At 42.5% G+C, this 16,528-nt stretch carries 26 protein-coding genes; 24 read left to right on the top strand and 2 right to left on the bottom strand.

All coding sequences use genetic code 11. The features are described 5' to 3' along the window. Window positions 1-44: 44 nt before the first annotated feature. Together HMPREF1536_RS05185 and HMPREF1536_RS05180 are read right to left on the bottom strand one after the other, a co-directional pair. Window positions 45-1,373: a M56 family metallopeptidase gene (locus HMPREF1536_RS05185; RefSeq protein WP_028730647.1), complete on the bottom strand. Its 1,329-nt coding sequence runs from the start codon at window positions 1,371-1,373 to the stop codon at window positions 45-47. 16 nt (window positions 1,374-1,389) lie between these two features. Then, the gene (locus HMPREF1536_RS05180) at window positions 1,390-1,749 is read right to left on the bottom strand and encodes a BlaI/MecI/CopY family transcriptional regulator (protein ID WP_028730648.1); all 360 of its coding nucleotides are present in this window, start codon (window positions 1,747-1,749) and stop codon (window positions 1,390-1,392) included. 170 nt (window positions 1,750-1,919) lie between these two features. Here HMPREF1536_RS05180 and HMPREF1536_RS05175 point away from each other — a divergent pair, with 170 nt between their 5' ends. From HMPREF1536_RS05175 to rpmD, 24 genes are all read left to right on the top strand, one after another. After that, window positions 1,920-4,025 (top strand): hypothetical protein, encoded by a 2,106-nt coding sequence (locus HMPREF1536_RS05175; protein ID WP_028730649.1) that lies wholly within the window; start codon window positions 1,920-1,922, stop codon window positions 4,023-4,025. Window positions 4,026-4,520: 495 nt separating this feature from the next. Further along, window positions 4,521-4,931: a 30S ribosomal protein S12 gene (gene rpsL, locus HMPREF1536_RS05170; RefSeq protein WP_028730650.1), complete on the top strand. Its 411-nt coding sequence runs from the start codon at window positions 4,521-4,523 to the stop codon at window positions 4,929-4,931. A gap of 157 nt (window positions 4,932-5,088) precedes the next feature. Then, complete coding sequence (gene rpsG, locus HMPREF1536_RS05165; RefSeq protein ID WP_028730651.1) at window positions 5,089-5,565, top strand: 30S ribosomal protein S7; 477 nt, start codon at window positions 5,089-5,091, stop codon at window positions 5,563-5,565. Between the two features lie 28 nt (window positions 5,566-5,593). Beyond that, window positions 5,594-7,723 (top strand): elongation factor G, encoded by a 2,130-nt coding sequence (fusA, locus tag HMPREF1536_RS05160; protein ID WP_028730652.1) that lies wholly within the window; start codon window positions 5,594-5,596, stop codon window positions 7,721-7,723. A gap of 21 nt (window positions 7,724-7,744) precedes the next feature. Continuing rightward, the gene (rpsJ, locus tag HMPREF1536_RS05155; protein ID WP_005634728.1) at window positions 7,745-8,050 is read left to right on the top strand and encodes a 30S ribosomal protein S10; all 306 of its coding nucleotides are present in this window, start codon (window positions 7,745-7,747) and stop codon (window positions 8,048-8,050) included. A gap of 21 nt (window positions 8,051-8,071) precedes the next feature. Next, window positions 8,072-8,689 carry a 50S ribosomal protein L3 gene (gene rplC, locus HMPREF1536_RS05150; protein WP_028730653.1) on the top strand — a complete coding sequence of 206 codons (618 nt, stop codon included), beginning with the start codon at window positions 8,072-8,074 and terminating at the stop codon, window positions 8,687-8,689. Then, window positions 8,689-9,318 (top strand): 50S ribosomal protein L4, encoded by a 630-nt coding sequence (rplD, locus tag HMPREF1536_RS05145; protein WP_028730654.1) that lies wholly within the window; start codon window positions 8,689-8,691, stop codon window positions 9,316-9,318. Before rplC ends, rplD begins: the two co-directional genes overlap by 1 nt. 11 nt (window positions 9,319-9,329) lie before the next feature. Continuing rightward, complete coding sequence (rplW, locus tag HMPREF1536_RS05140; RefSeq protein WP_009859544.1) at window positions 9,330-9,623, top strand: 50S ribosomal protein L23; 294 nt, start codon at window positions 9,330-9,332, stop codon at window positions 9,621-9,623. An 8-nt stretch (window positions 9,624-9,631) separates the two neighbouring features. After that, the gene (gene rplB / locus HMPREF1536_RS05135; protein WP_009859543.1) at window positions 9,632-10,456 is read left to right on the top strand and encodes a 50S ribosomal protein L2; all 825 of its coding nucleotides are present in this window, start codon (window positions 9,632-9,634) and stop codon (window positions 10,454-10,456) included. A 20-nt stretch (window positions 10,457-10,476) separates the two neighbouring features. Continuing rightward, complete coding sequence (rpsS, locus tag HMPREF1536_RS05130) at window positions 10,477-10,746, top strand: 30S ribosomal protein S19 (RefSeq protein WP_028730655.1); 270 nt, start codon at window positions 10,477-10,479, stop codon at window positions 10,744-10,746. Between the two features lie 53 nt (window positions 10,747-10,799). Continuing rightward, on the top strand, window positions 10,800-11,210 hold the full coding sequence (gene rplV, locus HMPREF1536_RS05125; protein ID WP_009859542.1) for a 50S ribosomal protein L22: 411 nt from the start codon (window positions 10,800-10,802) through the stop codon (window positions 11,208-11,210). A 6-nt stretch (window positions 11,211-11,216) separates the two neighbouring features. Next, the gene (gene rpsC, locus HMPREF1536_RS05120; protein WP_028730656.1) at window positions 11,217-11,957 is read left to right on the top strand and encodes a 30S ribosomal protein S3; all 741 of its coding nucleotides are present in this window, start codon (window positions 11,217-11,219) and stop codon (window positions 11,955-11,957) included. 19 nt (window positions 11,958-11,976) lie between these two features. Further along, window positions 11,977-12,411 (top strand): 50S ribosomal protein L16, encoded by a 435-nt coding sequence (rplP, locus tag HMPREF1536_RS05115; RefSeq protein ID WP_028730657.1) that lies wholly within the window; start codon window positions 11,977-11,979, stop codon window positions 12,409-12,411. Window positions 12,412-12,416: 5 nt separating this feature from the next. Continuing rightward, window positions 12,417-12,614, top strand: a complete 198-nt coding sequence (gene rpmC / locus HMPREF1536_RS05110) for a 50S ribosomal protein L29 (protein WP_009859540.1) — start codon at window positions 12,417-12,419, stop codon at window positions 12,612-12,614. Window positions 12,615-12,623: 9 nt separating this feature from the next. Then, window positions 12,624-12,881: a 30S ribosomal protein S17 gene (gene rpsQ, locus HMPREF1536_RS05105; protein ID WP_028730658.1), complete on the top strand. Its 258-nt coding sequence runs from the start codon at window positions 12,624-12,626 to the stop codon at window positions 12,879-12,881. A 1-nt stretch (window position 12,882) separates the two neighbouring features. Further along, window positions 12,883-13,248: a 50S ribosomal protein L14 gene (gene rplN, locus HMPREF1536_RS05100; RefSeq protein ID WP_005634749.1), complete on the top strand. Its 366-nt coding sequence runs from the start codon at window positions 12,883-12,885 to the stop codon at window positions 13,246-13,248. Window positions 13,249-13,266: 18 nt separating this feature from the next. After that, the gene (gene rplX, locus HMPREF1536_RS05095; RefSeq protein WP_028730659.1) at window positions 13,267-13,587 is read left to right on the top strand and encodes a 50S ribosomal protein L24; all 321 of its coding nucleotides are present in this window, start codon (window positions 13,267-13,269) and stop codon (window positions 13,585-13,587) included. After that, on the top strand, window positions 13,587-14,144 hold the full coding sequence (rplE, locus tag HMPREF1536_RS05090; protein WP_028730660.1) for a 50S ribosomal protein L5: 558 nt from the start codon (window positions 13,587-13,589) through the stop codon (window positions 14,142-14,144). Before rplX ends, rplE begins: the two co-directional genes overlap by 1 nt. A 6-nt stretch (window positions 14,145-14,150) precedes the next feature. Further along, window positions 14,151-14,420 (top strand): 30S ribosomal protein S14, encoded by a 270-nt coding sequence (gene rpsN, locus HMPREF1536_RS05085; protein WP_028730661.1) that lies wholly within the window; start codon window positions 14,151-14,153, stop codon window positions 14,418-14,420. A gap of 54 nt (window positions 14,421-14,474) precedes the next feature. Then, complete coding sequence (rpsH, locus tag HMPREF1536_RS05080; protein ID WP_028730662.1) at window positions 14,475-14,870, top strand: 30S ribosomal protein S8; 396 nt, start codon at window positions 14,475-14,477, stop codon at window positions 14,868-14,870. A gap of 16 nt (window positions 14,871-14,886) precedes the next feature. Continuing rightward, window positions 14,887-15,438 (top strand): 50S ribosomal protein L6, encoded by a 552-nt coding sequence (gene rplF / locus HMPREF1536_RS05075; protein WP_028730663.1) that lies wholly within the window; start codon window positions 14,887-14,889, stop codon window positions 15,436-15,438. A gap of 21 nt (window positions 15,439-15,459) precedes the next feature. Further along, window positions 15,460-15,804: a 50S ribosomal protein L18 gene (rplR, locus tag HMPREF1536_RS05070; protein ID WP_028730664.1), complete on the top strand. Its 345-nt coding sequence runs from the start codon at window positions 15,460-15,462 to the stop codon at window positions 15,802-15,804. Window positions 15,805-15,809: 5 nt separating this feature from the next. After that, a complete protein-coding gene (rpsE, locus tag HMPREF1536_RS05065) occupies window positions 15,810-16,328 on the top strand; it encodes a 30S ribosomal protein S5 (RefSeq protein WP_028730665.1) in 519 nt (172 codons plus the stop codon). 16 nt (window positions 16,329-16,344) lie between these two features. After that, window positions 16,345-16,521, top strand: a complete 177-nt coding sequence (gene rpmD / locus HMPREF1536_RS05060; protein ID WP_028730666.1) for a 50S ribosomal protein L30 — start codon at window positions 16,345-16,347, stop codon at window positions 16,519-16,521. The last annotated feature ends 7 nt before the right edge of the window (window positions 16,522-16,528 follow it).

Genomic DNA, 16,528 nt, shown 5'->3' with positions numbered 1-16,528 from the left:
TGTGTCTGTCTCAAAAAGGGAATTAGTATGTTTAAGCTACCGATTTACTGGTATTTATAAGTGATAGGAGTGGTATAGGCTACCCGTACTACTTTGCCTTTTACCTTACCGGGCGTCCACTTGGGCATGTTTTTAACCACTCGTACTGCCTCTGCATCCAATAATGGAGTCAGGCTTTTTACTACTTTGATATCTGATAGACTACCGTCTTTATTGATAATGAAGGAAAGCGATAGACTGCCTTCCTCTTTGTTCTTTATGGATTCGGCCGGGTATTTGACATTTCTGGCCATGTATTTTAAAAGTTCAGTTTCCCCTCCGGGAAATTCTGGCATCACATCTACCACCTCATATACTTTGTCATCGTCCGGTGGTAGCGGAGTGGCAACTTCAACAGAAACCGCTTCCGGTGCAGGTGCAATCATTGTCTTTTCTGCGGGTACAGGAACTGTCGTTTGCCGGCTGACGATCCGTGCCATCGCGTCGATGTTGTTGAGCAGCAATAAGCCGGCTGCCAGCGGTAGCAGAGTCAGGTACTTTACTTTTCCAACCCTGCCGGTTCTTTTCTTGTTTAACATAGTAATTCTTTTTTTTAATGGTAAGACACTGAAATTGTTATATAGTTTTGCTATAGCCATTTCGGGGTGTTCCAGTCCGATCAGGTGGTACTGGTATTCTTTTTTGTTGTATCCGGCAAGCATCACCTGCTCGTCTGCCAGGTATTCATGATTGCTGCTGATCTCTTTTTTTAATAACCAGACAAACGGATTGATCCAACACAGGATACATACGATCTCGCCGAGTACTACGTCTATCGAATGAAGTTGGCGGACATGTGTCTTTTCGTGAACCAGTATTTCTTCCAAAGCCGGCGGTGTGTGTGACTCCGGTGATGCGAATATCCAGCCAAAGAAAGAGTAAGGTTCCTCTTGAGAGGGTAATACGTAGATAGTAGTCCCGTTTATCAGTTGTTTGGGGCTTCTGAGCCGGAGTCGGATAACAGTGAATAATTCTATTATGCAACGGAGGAATAATAATGTTATCCCTGCCAGGTAGATCAGTAACATATAACTCTCTGCAATTGTCAGCCAATCCGCTTCGGTAGAAAGTGGAGTATCATCGGCCGCTACAACCGTTTTCAAGGGAAGGATCGTTGAATAGTAATTCACTATTTCCGTTACACTTTCACGGGTGGATAGCCAGATACTGATATCCAGTAACGGATAAAGGAATGCGATCAGGTAAACGGAAAGCAGGACAGCCCTGCGTAGCCGAAAAAACGTGTCGTTCCGGAATAACAGGCGGTAGCAGATATAAAGGATTGCCAACGCCAGGTTTACCTTCAGGAAATAGGGCAGTATCGATGTTTCCATATTGATTCGTATTTACCTATTCTTCATTTTCTATTTGATTCATAAGATCCTGCAAATCGCTTTTCGTCAGTTTGCGGTTGCGGACAAAGAAGGATACCATCTCTTTATAAGAGCCGGTGAAATAATTCTCTACGACGTTCGACATGAACGTCCGCTTGTAGTCTGCCTCTTTAACTTTGGCAGAGAATCGTGTGATAGTACCGAACTTTTTCGGTGTGACATATTTTTTCTTTTCCAGATTACGGATCACGGATGCCACGCTGGTATAAGGCGGACGGGGTTCCGGCATTTCGTTCAGGATATCCCGGATAAAGCAGGGACCTAGTCTCCAGATATAGAGCATAACGTCTTCTTCTTGTGCTGTCAGTCTTTCCATGTCTCTTCAATTATTTGAATTTTAGTCTACTATCTTTTCGCAAATCTACTTAAATTAAGTAGATGGTGATTCTTTTTGTTGATAAATATTGTTAACAGGAGAATAGAAAGGAAAGCGGATAGGATGGAAATGTTGTATATTTGAGGCAGTTAGATTTAAATCATTGGTATATGAAAAAGCCGGCATCCGTTATCATCCTCTTTTTAGGGAGCATATTCTTGTTTGTGTCATGTAATCAGTCACGTATCGACCGGAAGGCTTTGGTGGACAGGCACCGTATTGTAAGCACCAAAACAGATCCCCGCAGTCCGGCTCAGGTGGGAAATGGCGAGTTTGCTTTCGGGGTGGATATTACGGGGCTACAAACCTTTGTCCCTTTCAATACGATGGCTCAATGGAGCTGGCATAGTTTCCCGTTACCGGAAGGACAGCAGGTAGAGGATTTTAAAAAGCCGCTCATGGATACATACGGCAGGCAGATTCCTTACGATATACCTAACCCGGAACAGCCGGAGTTATCGGCGTGGCTGGCAGCCAATCCCCATCGCTTCAACCTGGGACGTATCGGATTTAAGTTGCTTCGTGCGGATGGCTCGGCAGCAACTGCCGGTGATTTGTCGGATACCCGTCAGGAAGTGGATATGTGGACCGGCATCATTCATAGTAGTTTTAAGTTGGACGGAGTTCCTGTTTCTGTAAAAACGGCCTGTCATCCTATATTGGATGCGGTGGGTGTTACGGTGGAAAGTCCGTTGCTCGCCAAGGGACAGGTATCTGTCTTTCTTGATTTTCCGTATGCCGAGAGCGGAGAGATGAAAGAATATGTAGGGACGTACGATAAGCCGGATTTGCACCAATCTGTCGTTAAGAACCGGAAGAACGGAGCAGCCCTGATTGTACGGGATATGGATAAAACGCATTATTATACTTCATTGCGGTGGAATACCCGGGCCAGTTTCGTAGAGGGCGGTGACGGAGATCCGCATCATTTTGAACTAAATCCCGAAAACACGGATGAACTGTCTTTTACCTGTCTTTTCTCGCGGGAAGAGGCGGCAGATGTTCCGACAGCTTCCCGTATATTTAATGATAGTTCAAGGGAATGGCGGTCTTTCTGGCAATCGGGGGCGGCTATCGATTTGTCGGGCAGTAAAGACCCGCGCTGGAAAGAACTGGAACGCCGCATCGTCCTTTCACAATATCTGATGAAAGTAAACGAAGCCGGATCGCTTCCTCCGCAGGAAAGCGGGTTGGTGAATAATGGCTGGTATGGCCGCTTCCATTTCGAAATGATCTGGTGGCATGGCGTACATTATGCTTTATGGAACCGCTGGCCGTTACTGGAAAAGAGCCTGCCCGTTTACCGTAACTTTCTTCCTACCTCGCAGAAACGTGCCGAACAACAAGGATATAAAGGTGCCCGCTGGCCGAAGTGTACCGCCGACTTCGACCGTGAATGGCCTCATATCATCCATGCTACCCTGATCTGGCAGCAACCCCATCCGATCTATTTTGCCGATCTCGACTACCGCCTGCATCCTACTCGCGGAACCTTGGAGAAATGGGAACCGGTCATCTCTGCTACTGCCGATTTTATGGCCGACTATGCGCAGTATGACGAAGCGCAGGATCGCTATGTATTAGGGCCACCCGTCTTTATCGTTTCCGAAAATACACAACCTGAAACAACACTGAATCCTGCCTTTGAGCTGGGCTATTGGCGTTATGGTCTGCGTATGGCTTGCGAATGGCATAAACGTCTGTCGCTTCCGGTGCCGGAAGCATGGGAAAAGGTGTTGGCCAAACTGTCTCCGCTACCGGTTGAAGAAGATGTCTATATCACTTATGAAGGTATTCCGGATATGTGGACAAACTTTGCTTTCGAACATCCTGCTTTAATAGGCACTTTCGGTATGTTGCCGGGGGATGGTGTCGATCAGGCCACGCTTGCGCGTACACTGGCGAAGATCGATGCAACCTGGAATTACGACCGTACCTGGGGATGGGATTTCCCGATGTTGGCTATGGCTGCCGCCCGGTGCGGTCAACCCGATAAAGCGGTCGACTTCCTGCTCCATCCGGCAGGCGGGTTCCAGTTTGATGAACATGGGTTGGCAACAGGCGGCCCTTTCCCTTATTTCCCGTCTAACGGTGCTTTGCTAACTGCCGTCGCTATGATGGCAGGCGGTTGGGACGGATCGTCGGGCAACGTTCCCGGGTTTCCGCAGGATGGAAGCTGGGAGGTGAAAGCGGAAGGTTTTCTGCCGATGCCCTAGTCTTTAGTGCATATCTTATGTTTCAGGTTTCAGCTACCCTTCAGTCTTGTAAAACAATGTGCGTGACTGAAGGATAGCCAATGCGTTCATTTCCGGTAGTCAAATGGAAACGCTTTTTGTTTAGAAAGAAATCATCGTTCAGTGGTATTGTCAGAAAATCAGCTGGTTATGTGGGCTGAAGGATGAAAGATGATTTACTTAATTATATTATGTACGCGTACTTTTGTAAAAAGAGAAAGCAGACACAAGACAAGCCCCGTTGGTTTCAAACTGGCGGGGCTTCGTGTTAAATAATAATAAATAGTATGAATTCGCATGTTGCATAGCAGAAACAAACGGGAACTATTGCGTAACTTTGCACCGTTTTTAGCGCGAATTATGCAGAAAATGCTTATAACTCGTTGGTTATACGGAAATAATGCGTATCTTTGCAGCCTGAAATAGAAAAGATATAAATATAATTATAACACATTCAAAGTTTAAAAAAGAAAAGAAATGCCTACAATTCAGCAATTAGTTAGAAAAGGAAGGGAAACTTTGGTGGTAAAAGGTAAATCACCTGCACTGGATTCATGTCCTCAGAGACGTGGTGTTTGTGTACGTGTTTACACTACAACCCCGAAAAAGCCTAACTCTGCAATGCGTAAAGTAGCGAGAGTTCGTTTGACAAATGGTAAAGAAGTAAACTCTTACATTCCGGGAGAAGGACACAACCTGCAGGAACACTCAATCGTATTGGTACGTGGTGGTCGTGTGAAGGACCTTCCTGGTGTACGTTATCACATTGTACGTGGAACCTTGGATACTGCTGGCGTAAACGGACGTACTCAGAGACGTTCTAAATACGGAGCTAAACGTCCGAAACCAGGACAGGCAGCTGCTGCAGCTAAAGGAAAGAAGAAGTAATTAGTTACATCCCTTCAAACTGAGAATTTAAATTAAGTATTAAAGCTGGTTTGAGTATTTGGATAGGCTACAAGGTTGAGTAAATGGTTCAGCGGAACCGTTGAAGACAAAGTTTAAAAAGGCAACCAAAGACAAAAACGAAATTTTTGAAAACAAAATGAGAAAAGCAAAACCAAAGAAAAGACAGATCCTTCCGGATCCTGTTTTCGGTGATGTTAAGGTTACGAGATTCGTTAACCATTTAATGTATGATGGCAAGAAAAATACTGCCTTCGAAATTTTCTATTCCGCTCTGGAAAACGTTAAGGCTAAATTGCCTAACGAAGAAAAGTCTGCTCTCGAAATTTGGAAAGCTGCACTCGACAATATTACCCCTCAAGTCGAAGTGAAGTCACGCCGTGTAGGTGGTGCTACTTTCCAGGTACCTACTGAAATTCGCCCCGATCGTAAAGAATCAATTTCTATGAAGAACCTTATTATCTTCTCACGTAAGAGAGGTGGTAAGACTATGTCTGACAAGCTGTCTGCAGAGATTGTAGATGCTTTCAACAACCAGGGTGGCGCATTCAAAAGAAAAGAAGATATGCATCGTATGGCTGAAGCTAACCGTGCATTCGCTCACTTCAGATTTTAATTTAGCAAATTTAGGAGAATAAAAAAAGATGGCAACAAAAGCTGACGAACAATTAAAATATACCAGAAACATCGGTATCATGGCGCACATCGATGCAGGAAAGACTACGACTTCAGAGCGTATCCTTTTCTACACAGGTCTGACTCACAAGATTGGTGAGGTTCACGACGGTGCTGCAACTATGGACTGGATGGAGCAGGAGCAGGAACGTGGTATCACTATCACTTCTGCCGCTACTACTACTTTCTGGAATTACGCTAATGATAAATATAAAATCAACTTGATTGACACCCCGGGACACGTGGACTTTACTGTTGAAGTAGAACGTTCACTGCGTATCTTGGATGGTGCCGTTGCTGCATTCTGTGCTGTTGGTGGTGTAGAACCCCAGTCAGAAACAGTTTGGCGTCAGGCTGACAAATATAATGTACCCAGAATTGGTTATGTAAACAAAATGGACCGTTCCGGCGCAAACTTCTTTGAAGTAGTTCGTCAGGTGAAGGCTGTATTAGGCGCAAACCCTTGTCCTATTCAGATCCCTATCGGTGCAGAAGAAACTTTCAAAGGTGTAGTAGACCTGGTAACAATGAAAGCTATTCTTTGGCATGACGAAACAATGGGTGCTGAATATTCAATTGAAGAAATACCCGCAGACCTGAAAGCTGAAGCTGAAGAGTGGAGAGACAAGATGCTTGAATCTCTGGCTGAATGCGATGACGCTTTGATGGAAAAATACTTTGACGATCCTTCTACTATCACTGAAGAAGAAATCAGAGCTGCTATCCGTAAAGGTACTATCGCTATGCAGATCAATCCGATGATCTGTGGTTCTTCTTTCAAGAATAAAGGTGTTCAGACTTTGTTGAATGCAGTTTGTGCATATCTGCCGAGTCCTGCTGATACAGAAGCTATCGAAGGTACAGATCCTAACGACTCTGATAAAGTAATCGTTCGCAAACCGTTGTTCGAAGAACCGTTGACTGCACTGGCATTTAAGATCGCAACCGACCCGTATGTAGGCCGTCTGTGCTTCTTCCGTGTATATTCAGGTTCTCTGCCTGCTGGTTCTTATGTTTATAACACTCGTTCAGGCAAGAAAGAACGTATCTCTCGTCTGTTCCAGATGCACTCAAACAAACAGAACCCGATGGAAGCTATCGGTTGTGGTGATATCGGTGCAGGTGTTGGTTTCAAGGATATCCGTACTGGTGATACTCTTTGCGACGAAGCACATCCGATTACACTGGAATCTATGGAATTCCCGGATCCGGTTATCGGTATCGCAGTAGAGCCTAAAACTCAGAAAGACCTGGATAAACTGGGTATGGGATTGGCTAAGCTGGCTGAAGAAGATCCTACATTCCGTGTACAGACTAACGAAGAAACAGGTCAGACTGTAATTAGCGGTATGGGTGAGCTTCACCTGGATATTATCGTTGACCGTCTGCGTCGCGAATTCAAGGTTGAATGTAACCAGGGTAAACCTCAGGTTACTTACAAGGAAGCTATTACCAAATCTGTTGAACTTCGTGAAGTTTACAAGAAACAGTCTGGTGGTCGTGGTAAGTTCGCTGATATCATCGTTCGCGTTGAACCGGCTGATGCTGATTTCGAAGGTACACTGCAGTTTATCGACGAAGTAAAGGGTGGTAACATTCCTAAGGAGTTTATCCCTTCAGTACAGAAAGGTTTCGAAAAGGCTATGAAGAACGGTATCCTTGCCGGTTATCCGTTGGATAAACTGAAAGTAACATTGATCGATGGTTCATTCCACCCGGTTGACTCTGACCAGTTGTCTTTCGAAATCGCAGGTATCCAGGCATTCAAGAGCGCATCAGAAAAGGCGGGTCCTGCTTTGATGGAGCCGATCATGCAGATGGAAGTTGTTACTCCGGAAGAAAGCATGGGTGATGTAATTGGTGACTTGAACAAACGTCGCGGACAGGTAGAAGGTATGGAATCAAGCCGTACAGGTGCACGTGTTGTAAAAGCTAAAGTTCCTTTGGCTGAAACATTTGGTTATGTAACAGCACTTCGTACTATTACTTCAGGTCGTGCAACGTCTTCAATGCAGTTCTCTCACTATGCTCAGGTATCTTCTTCTATTGCTAAGCAGGTACTGACAGAAGTACAGGGTCGTGCTGATTTGATCAAATAATTTAGAAACATATATAACAATATGAGCCAAAAGATCAGAATTAAATTAAAGTCTTACGATTATTCTCTGGTAGACAAGTCTGCCGAGAAGATCGTGAAGACGGTAAAGGCTACAGGTGCTGTTGTTAGTGGTCCTATACCTCTGCCTACACACAAACGTATCTTTACTGTGAACCGCTCGACTTTCGTTAACAAGAAGTCTCGCGAGCAGTTCGAACTGTCATCTTACAAAAGATTGATAGACATTTACAGCTCAACTGCAAAAACAGTTGACGCATTGATGAAGCTGGAATTGCCCAGCGGTGTTGAAGTAGAAATTAAAGTGTGAGTTATTTAAAAATTAAGTGAAATGCCAGGATTATTAGGAAAAAAAATCGGAATGACATCCGTTTTCAGTGCCGAGGGAAAAAATCTTCCATGCACTGTTATCGAAGTGGGTCCTTGTGTTGTTACACAAATCAAGACTATCGAGAAAGATGGCTATGAAGCAGTGCAGATTGGTTTCGAAGACAAAAAAGAGAAACACACTACACAGCCGGAAATGGGCCATTTCAAGAAAGCCGGTGTAACTCCCAAGAGATACTTGGCCGAGTTCAAGAATTTTGAAACTGCATACAATCTGGGTGATGTTATCACTGTAGATTATCTGGAAAATGCAGGTTTCGTTGATGTAGTTGGTACATCAAAAGGTAAAGGTTTCCAGGGTGTAGTAAAACGTCATGGTTTCGGTGGTGTAGGTCAGACTACTCACGGTCAGCATAACCGTTTGCGTGCTCCCGGTGGTATCGGTGCTTGTTCTTACCCTGCAAAGGTATTTAAGGGCATGCGTATGGCTGGACAGATGGGTAATGAACGTGTAACTGTTCAGAACCTCGAAGTGATCAAGGTGATGCCGGAACACAATCTTTTATTGGTTAAAGGATCTGTTCCAGGAGCAAAAGGTTCAATCGTATTAATTGAAAAGTAATGGAACTGAGCGTATTTAATATTAAAGGTGAAGATACCGGAAGAAAGGTAACTTTGAGCGATGCTATCTTCGGCATTGAACCCAATGATCATGCTATTTACTTGGATGTAAAGCAGTATTTGGCAAACCAGCGTCAGGGTACTCACAAATCGAAAGAAAGAAGTGAGATCTCTGGTAGTACTCGTAAACTGATCCGCCAGAAAGGTGGAGGTGGTGCACGTCGTGGTGATATCAACTCTCCTGTATTGGTTGGTGGTGCTCGTGTATTCGGCCCGAAACCGAGAGATTATGAGTTCAAGCTGAACAAGAAGGTAAAAGGTCTGGCTCGTAAGTCTGCATTGACTTATAAAGCAACTAATAATGCAATTGTAGTTGTAGAAGATTTCGCTATGGAAGCTCCGAAAACTAAAGAATTAATAACAATTGCTAAAAACCTGAAAGTGGCTGATAAAAAGTTACTTATGGTTTTACCGGAGAAGAATAATTTTGTATATTTGTCGGCTCGTAATTTAGGAAAGACAAATGTTATAACAGCTTATGAATTAAACACATACAAAGTTCTTGATGCAGCGAATTTAATGCTGACTGAAAGTTCTGTTGCTGTTATAGAAAAACTTTTTAACGCATAAGGAGTAAAGAAATGGGAATTATTATTAAACCTATAGTAACAGAGAAGCAAACAGCGATTACTGAAAAAATGGCTAATCGCTATGGTTTTCGTGTTTCTCCTGATGCCAACAAGTTGGAGATCAAAAAAGCTGTACAGGATATGTATAACGTAACCGTAGTTGATGTTAACACCATCAACTACTCTGGCAAGCAGAAAAGCCGTTATACAAAATCAGGTATTATCAATGGTAAACAGGCAGCTTTTAAGAAAGCAATCGTAACGTTGAAAGAAGGAGAAACAATTGATTTCTTTAGTAATATCTAAAAAAAGAAATGGGAATACGTAAATTAAAGCCCACAACACCGGGGCAGAGACACAAAGTTATTGGTGCATTTGATAAAATCACTGCAAGTACACCAGAGAAGTCTCTTGTGGTAGGTAAGAGCAGTACTGGTGGTCGTAACAACACAGGTAAGATGACAATGCGTTATCTTGGTGGCGGTCACAAACAAAAGTACAGAATTATCGACTTCAAGAGAAATAAAGATGGCATTCCTGCAACAGTAAAGTCTATCGAGTACGATCCAAACCGTACTTCTCGTATCGCTTTATTGTATTATGCTGACGGAGCAAAGAGCTATATCATCGCTCCGAACGGATTGGAAGTTGGCCAGACAGTGGTTTCAGGTAGCGATGCCGCTCCTGAGGTAGGTAATACTTTGCCTATGGCAAATATTCCCGTTGGTACAATTATTCACAATATTGAGCTTCGTCCTGGACAGGGTGCCAAAATGGTACGTTCTGCAGGTGCATTCGCTCAGTTGACTTCTAAAGAAGGCGCTTATGCAATTATTAAGATGCCTTCTGGCGAAACCAGAAAGATTCTTGCTGCATGTAAGGCTACAATTGGTAGTGTAGGTAACTCAGACCATGGTCTTGAAAAATCAGGTAAAGCCGGTCGCTCTAGATGGTTAGGTCGTCGTCCTCACAACCGTGGTGTTGTAATGAACCCGGTTGATCACCCAATGGGTGGTGGTGAAGGTCGTGCTTCCGGAGGTCATCCAAGATCTCGTACAGGCTTGTATGCTAAGGGCTTGAAGACAAGAGCTCCGAAGAAGCATTCTTCAAAGTATATTATTGAAAGAAGAAAGAAATAATCTGATTAATTAAGTAAACTATGAGTCGTTCACTAAAAAAAGGCCCGTATATTAACATTAAGCTGGAAAAGAAAGTCTTGGCTATGAATGAGTCAGGAAAGAAAGCCGTAGTTAAGACATGGGCAAGAGCTTCAATGATTTCGCCTGACTTTGTAGGCCATACTATTGCAGTTCACAATGGAAATAAATTTATTCCTGTTTTTGTAACCGAAAATATGGTAGGTCACAAGTTGGGAGAATTTTCACCAACTCGTACGTTCCGTGGTCACGCCGGTAACAAGAAAAAATAATTATCGGTAGTAACAGGAATTCAGGAATCTGAAAATAAAAAGAATCAATAAAAATGGGTGCTAGAAAAAGAATATCAGCTGAAGCAAGAAAAGAAGCCCAAAAGACCATGTACTTCGCAAAGTTGCGTAACGTACCTACTTCTCCGCGTAAGATGCGTCTCGTTGTAGACATGATCCGTGGAATGGAAGTATTCCGTGCGCTTGGTGTTTTGAAGTTTTCTAACAAGGAAGCTGCAGCAAGAGTAGAAAAATTGCTTCGTTCAGCAATTGCCAATTGGGAGCAGAAAAATGAACGTAAAGCAGAAACTGGTGAGTTGTTTGTTTCTTCAATCAGCGTAGATTGTGCTACTACATTGAAGAGAATGCGTCCGGCTCCCCAGGGTAGAGGATACAGAATTCGTAAACGTTCGAACCATGTAACCTTGTTTGTTGATACACTTAGTAAAAACGATAGTCAAAATTAATTGTAGATGGGACAAAAAGTTAATCCGGTTAGTAATCGTTTAGGAATTATCCGTGGATGGGATTCCAATTGGTATGGCGGCAAAAATTACGGAGATACTTTGCTGGAAGATAGCAAAATCCGTAAATATCTGAATGCTCGTCTTGCTAAAGCTAGTGTATCTCGTATCGTTATTGAACGTACGCTTAAGTTGATCACAATCACAGTTTGCACATCACGTCCGGGCATTATCATCGGTAAAGGTGGTCAGGAAGTTGATAAGTTGAAAGAAGAGTTGAAAAAGATTACCGACAAAGAAGTTCAGATCAACATCTTTGAGGTAAAAAGACCCGAATTAGACGCAGTTATTGTAGCAAACAATATTGCTCGTCAGCTTGAAGGAAAAATTGCTTACCGTCGTGCTATCAAGATGGCTATCGCCTCTACCATGAGAATGGGTGCAGAAGGTATTAAAGTGCAAGTATCTGGTCGTTTGAACGGCGCTGAAATGGCTCGTTCTGAAATGTACAAAGAAGGAAGAACTCCGTTACACACACTGAGAGCAGATATCGATTACGCTTTGGCTGAAGCGTTGACGAAAGTTGGTTTGCTGGGTGTTAAGGTTTGGATCTGCCGTGGTGAAGTTTATGGTAAGAGAGATCTTGCTCCTTCATTCACTGCATCAAAAGATTCAGGTCGCAGAAATGACAATGCCGGCGGCAACAACAGAGGAGATAAAAACTTCAAGAGAAAGAAAGCTAATCGTTAAACGTTAGAATTAAGAAGAGATGTTACAACCAAAGAAAACCAAGTTCAGAAGACAGCAGAAAGGTCGCATGAAGGGCGAAGCTCAACGTGGCAACCAGCTGGCGTTCGGTTCGTTTGGTATAAAAGCGTTAGAGAATAAATGGATTACCGGTCGCCAGATTGAAGCTGCCCGTATCGCGGTAACTCGTTATATGCAACGTCAAGGTCAGGTTTGGGTTCGGATTTTTCCGGATAAACCTATTACAAAGAAACCGGCCGAAGTACGTATGGGTAAAGGTAAAGGTAATCCCGAAGGATTTGTTGCGCCTGTTACTCCAGGTCGTCTTATTTTCGAAATCGAAGGCGTTCCCTTTGATGTTGCAAAAGAAGCATTGCGCTTAGCGGCACAGAAGCTTCCTGTAACAACGAAATTTGTTGTGAGACGTGATTATGATATGGCTAATCAAAATGCGTAATTGTTATGAAGATTGCAGAAATTAGAGAATTAAGCACAAAAGAATTGCTTGAAAGAGTAGATGCTGAGGTTGCTGCCTACGATCAGAAGGTAATAAACCACACTATCTCTCCGACAGACAACCCTGCTCAGATTAAACAACAACGCAGGATGATTGCGCGCATGAGAACAGAATTGCGCCAGAGAGAACTTAACAACAAATAATTGAGCCTGATGGAAACTAGAAATTTAAGAAAAGAAAGAACGGGCGTGGTTACTAGCAACAAGATGGAAAAAAGCATCACTGTTGCTATTAAATGGAAGGAAAAACACCCCATTTATGGTAAGTTCGTTAATAAGACGAAGAAATATCATGCTCACGACGAAAAGAACGAGTGCAACATCGGTGACACCGTAAAAATTATGGAAACTCGTCCTTTGAGCAAAACAAAGAGATGGAGATTAGTTCAAATAATCGAAAGAGCTAAGTAACATGATACAACAAGAATCAAGACTAGTAGTAGCAGATAACAGTGGCGCAAAAGAAGCATTATGTATCCGCGTTTTGGGCGGAACAAGAAAACGCTATGCCACTGTTGGGGATGTAATTGTAGTTGCAATTAAAAGTGTAATCCCGTCAAGTGATGTGAAGAAGGGTGCTGTTTCTAAAGCTATCATTGTTCGCACTAAAAAAGAAATCCGTCGCCCGGATGGTTCATACATCCGTTTCGATGATAACGCTTGCGTATTGTTGAATGCCGGTGGTGATATTCGTGGAAGCCGTATCTTCGGTCCGGTTGCCAGAGAACTTCGTGCAACAAATATGAAGATTGTTTCACTTGCACCTGAAGTACTTTAATTCGTAAAATTTAAGGTAATGAGTAAATTACATATCAAAAAAGGCGATATAGTTTTTGTTAATACCGGCGAAGACAAGGGTAAAACAGGTCGTGTTTTACAGGTGCTCGTAAGCGAGAACCGTGCTATTGTTGAAGGTGTTAATATGGTATCAAAGCATACCAAGCCTAATGCAAAGAATCCGCAAGGAGGAATTGAAAAGAAAGAAGCTCCTATCCATCTTTCTAACCTGAACGTTGTTGATCCTAAATCAGGAAAACCGACACGTATCGGCCGTAAAGAAAATGCAGAAGGTGCTTTAGTTCGTTATTCTAAAAAATCAGGGGAGGAAATTAAGTAATGAGCAATACTGCCAGTCTTAAAAAAGAATATCAGGACAGAATTGTTCCTGCTTTGACTAAAGAGTTCGGTTATAAATCAGTAATGCAGGTTCCCGTACTGAAGAAGATTGTTATCAATCAGGGTTTAGGTATGGCTGCTGCTGACAAGAAGATCATCGATATCGCAATCAGCGAATTGTCAACAATCACTGGTCAGAAGGCCGTTGCGACAGTTTCTAAAAAGGATATCTCTAACTTCAAATTACGTAAGAAAATGCCTATCGGTGTAATGGTAACATTGCGTCGCGAGCAGATGTACGAATTCCTGGAAAGATTAGTTCGTGTAGCCCTTCCTCGTATTCGTGACTTCAAAGGTATTGAAAGTAAGCTGGATGGAAGAGGTAATTATACGATGGGTATTCAGGAACAGATCATTTTCCCTGAAATAAATATCGATAATATTACCAAAATATTGGGAATGAATATTACCTTTGTGACCTCTGCGAAAACAGATGAGGAAGGGTATGCTCTATTGAGAGAATTTGGGTTGCCTTTTAAAAATGCAAAAAAAGACTAAGTAGTTATGGCTAAGGAATCAATGAAGGCCCGCGAGGTTAAAAGAGCAAAGCTTGTTGAAAAATATGCTGCTAAGAGAGCACAACTTAAAGCAGAAGGCAACTATGACGCTTTGCAGTCTTTACCTAAAAATGCTTCTCCTGTACGTTTGCACAATCGTTGCAAAATTACAGGTCGTCCGAAAGGGTATGTACGCCAGTTCGGCATTTCACGTATTCAGTTCCGTGAAATGGCATCCAATGGTTTAATACCGGGTGTAAAGAAAGCAAGTTGGTAAGTTTTTTTATTTAAATATTGTCCGGGTGGCCGGATCAATTTAATTCATTTATATATGACAGATCCTATTGCAGATTATTTGACAAGATTGCGTAACGCAATTAAAGCGAAGCACAGAGTTGTAGAAGTGCCGGCGTCAAATTTAAAGAAAGAGATCACTAAGATCCTTTTCGAAAAGGGCTACATTCTTAACTTTAAGTTTGTAGAAGAAGGTCCTCAGGGTACAATCAAGATTGCCCTGAAGTATGACTTGGTAAACAAAGTGAATGCAATCAAGAAACTTCAGAGAGTTTCTACTCCAGGTTTGCGTAAATACACTGGTTACAAAGAAATGCCGAGAGTATTGAATGGTTTAGGTATTGCCGTTCTTTCTACTTCTAAGGGTGTGATGACAGACAAAGAAGCCCGCGATTTAAAGATCGGTGGTGAAGTATTATGTTATGTTTATTAATTAGGAGGAAAGAAGAATGTCAAGAATAGGAAAATTACCAATTCATGTACCAGCCGGTGTAACGGTTACGATTAAGGATAGCGTGGTGACTGTAAAAGGTCCTAAAGGCGAGATGACTCAGGCCGTAAATCCTGACATAAATGTAACTTTGGAAGACGGAGTTATTCATTTAACAAGACCGACAGACGAAAAGAACCATCGTGCATTACATGGTTTGTACCGTTCTTTGATCAACAATATGGTGATCGGTGTATCTGAAGGATACAAAAAGGAACTGGAATTAGTCGGTGTTGGTTATCGTGTGTCTAACACAGGCCAGCTGTTGGATCTTTCTTTAGGTTATACTCACAACATTTACTTGCAGTTGCCTAAAGAAGTGAAAGTTGAAACGAAGACTGAGAGAAATAAGAATCCTCTTATTATCCTTGAATCAGCTGATAAGCAATTAATAGGTCAGATTTGTGCAAAGATTCGTTCATTCAGAATGCCGGAACCGTATAAAGGTAAAGGTATTAAGTTCGTGGGTGAAGAAATTCGCAGAAAGTCTGGTAAATCAGCAGGTAAGTAATCTACGTAAACTGAAATTATCATGACAACGAAGGAAGAAAGAAGATTAAAAATAAAACGAGGTATACGTGGCAAAGTTTCAGGAACTCCTGAATGCCCGCGCCTTACTGTGTTTAGAAGCAACAAGCAGATCTATGCACAGGTTATAGATGATACTACAGGTAAAACTTTGGCTGCTGCTTCATCTTTGAAATTAGATGTTAAGGCTCCCAAGAAAGAAATCGCTGCCAAGGTTGGTGAACTGATCGCTAAAGGTGCTCAGGAAGCTGGTGTTCAGGCTGTTGTTTTCGACCGTAATGGTTACCTGTATCACGGAAGAATTAAAGAATTAGCAGATGCTGCACGTAACGGCGGCCTTAAATTTTAATGAAGATGGCAGGAGTTAATAATAGAGTTAAATCGACCAACGACTTAGAGTTGAAGGACAGATTAGTTGCAATCAACCGCGTAACTAAAGTAACAAAAGGTGGACGTACTTTTAGTTTTGCTGCTATTGTAGTAGTAGGAAACGAAGATGGTATCATCGGTTGGGGCTTAGGTAAAGCAGGTGAAGTAACGACAGCTATCGCTAAAGGTGTAGAAGCTGCTAAAAAGAATTTGATCAAGGTTCCTGTTCACAAAGGTACTATTCCTCACGAACAGCTTGCAAAATTCGGTGGTGCACAAGTTTTGATCAAGCCTGCATCTCACGGTACCGGTGTTAAAGCTGGTGGTGCTATGCGTGCAGTATTGGAAAGTGTTGGTATTACTGACGTTTTGGCAAAGTCTAAAGGATCTTCAAACCCTCACAACTTAGTAAAAGCTACTATTGCTGCTTTGGGTGAATTAAGAAATCCGTTCACTGTTGCTCAGAACAGAGGTATTTCTGTTGAAAAAGTGTTTAGAGGTTAATTAGGGAGGAAAAATTATGGCGACTATTAAAATTAAACAAGTTAAGAGTAGAATTAAATGCCCGAAAGACCAGAAAAGAACACTTGATGCACTGGGTCTGACAAAGTTGAACCGCGTAGTAGAACATGAAGCTACTCCGGCTATCCTGGGTATGGTTGAGAAAGTGAAACATTTGGTTTCGGTAGAGAATTAATAATTGG

Origin of the sequence: Parabacteroides gordonii MS-1 = DSM 23371, from assembly GCF_000969825.1 — a bacterium.
In the GTDB taxonomy this organism is placed as follows: Bacteria; Bacteroidota; Bacteroidia; order Bacteroidales; family Tannerellaceae; genus Parabacteroides; species Parabacteroides gordonii.
This window is presented reverse-complemented; position numbering and strand designations above follow the sequence as displayed.

Bases quoted from the DNA above. Each gene is read 5' to 3' on its own strand.
- rplE (WP_028730660.1), top strand. From the start codon at position 13,587: ATGAGCAATACTGCCAGTCTTAAAAAAGAATATCAGGACAGAATTGTT.
- HMPREF1536_RS05175 (WP_028730649.1), top strand. From the start codon at position 1,920: ATGAAAAAGCCGGCATCCGTTATCATCCTCTTTTTAGGGAGCATATTC.
- rplD (WP_028730654.1), top strand. From the start codon at position 8,689: ATGGAACTGAGCGTATTTAATATTAAAGGTGAAGATACCGGAAGAAAG.
- rpsN (WP_028730661.1), top strand. From the start codon at position 14,151: ATGGCTAAGGAATCAATGAAGGCCCGCGAGGTTAAAAGAGCAAAGCTT.
- rplN (WP_005634749.1), top strand. From the start codon at position 12,883: ATGATACAACAAGAATCAAGACTAGTAGTAGCAGATAACAGTGGCGCA.
- rpsL (WP_028730650.1), top strand. From the start codon at position 4,521: ATGCCTACAATTCAGCAATTAGTTAGAAAAGGAAGGGAAACTTTGGTG.
- rplF (WP_028730663.1), top strand. From the start codon at position 14,887: ATGTCAAGAATAGGAAAATTACCAATTCATGTACCAGCCGGTGTAACG.
- rplV (WP_009859542.1), top strand. From the start codon at position 10,800: ATGGGTGCTAGAAAAAGAATATCAGCTGAAGCAAGAAAAGAAGCCCAA.
- rpmC (WP_009859540.1), top strand. From the start codon at position 12,417: ATGAAGATTGCAGAAATTAGAGAATTAAGCACAAAAGAATTGCTTGAA.
- rpsS (WP_028730655.1), top strand. From the start codon at position 10,477: ATGAGTCGTTCACTAAAAAAAGGCCCGTATATTAACATTAAGCTGGAA.
- rplC (WP_028730653.1), top strand. From the start codon at position 8,072: ATGCCAGGATTATTAGGAAAAAAAATCGGAATGACATCCGTTTTCAGT.
- rpsJ (WP_005634728.1), top strand. From the start codon at position 7,745: ATGAGCCAAAAGATCAGAATTAAATTAAAGTCTTACGATTATTCTCTG.
- rplP (WP_028730657.1), top strand. From the start codon at position 11,977: ATGTTACAACCAAAGAAAACCAAGTTCAGAAGACAGCAGAAAGGTCGC.
- rpsQ (WP_028730658.1), top strand. From the start codon at position 12,624: ATGGAAACTAGAAATTTAAGAAAAGAAAGAACGGGCGTGGTTACTAGC.
- rplB (WP_009859543.1), top strand. From the start codon at position 9,632: ATGGGAATACGTAAATTAAAGCCCACAACACCGGGGCAGAGACACAAA.
- rpsC (WP_028730656.1), top strand. From the start codon at position 11,217: ATGGGACAAAAAGTTAATCCGGTTAGTAATCGTTTAGGAATTATCCGT.
- rpmD (WP_028730666.1), top strand. From the start codon at position 16,345: ATGGCGACTATTAAAATTAAACAAGTTAAGAGTAGAATTAAATGCCCG.
- HMPREF1536_RS05180 (WP_028730648.1), bottom strand. From the start codon at position 1,749: ATGGAAAGACTGACAGCACAAGAAGAAGACGTTATGCTCTATATCTGG.
- rplR (WP_028730664.1), top strand. From the start codon at position 15,460: ATGACAACGAAGGAAGAAAGAAGATTAAAAATAAAACGAGGTATACGT.
- fusA (WP_028730652.1), top strand. From the start codon at position 5,594: ATGGCAACAAAAGCTGACGAACAATTAAAATATACCAGAAACATCGGT.
- HMPREF1536_RS05185 (WP_028730647.1), bottom strand. From the start codon at position 1,373: ATGGAAACATCGATACTGCCCTATTTCCTGAAGGTAAACCTGGCGTTG.
- rplX (WP_028730659.1), top strand. From the start codon at position 13,267: ATGAGTAAATTACATATCAAAAAAGGCGATATAGTTTTTGTTAATACC.
- rplW (WP_009859544.1), top strand. From the start codon at position 9,330: ATGGGAATTATTATTAAACCTATAGTAACAGAGAAGCAAACAGCGATT.
- rpsH (WP_028730662.1), top strand. From the start codon at position 14,475: ATGACAGATCCTATTGCAGATTATTTGACAAGATTGCGTAACGCAATT.
- rpsE (WP_028730665.1), top strand. From the start codon at position 15,810: ATGGCAGGAGTTAATAATAGAGTTAAATCGACCAACGACTTAGAGTTG.
- rpsG (WP_028730651.1), top strand. From the start codon at position 5,089: ATGAGAAAAGCAAAACCAAAGAAAAGACAGATCCTTCCGGATCCTGTT.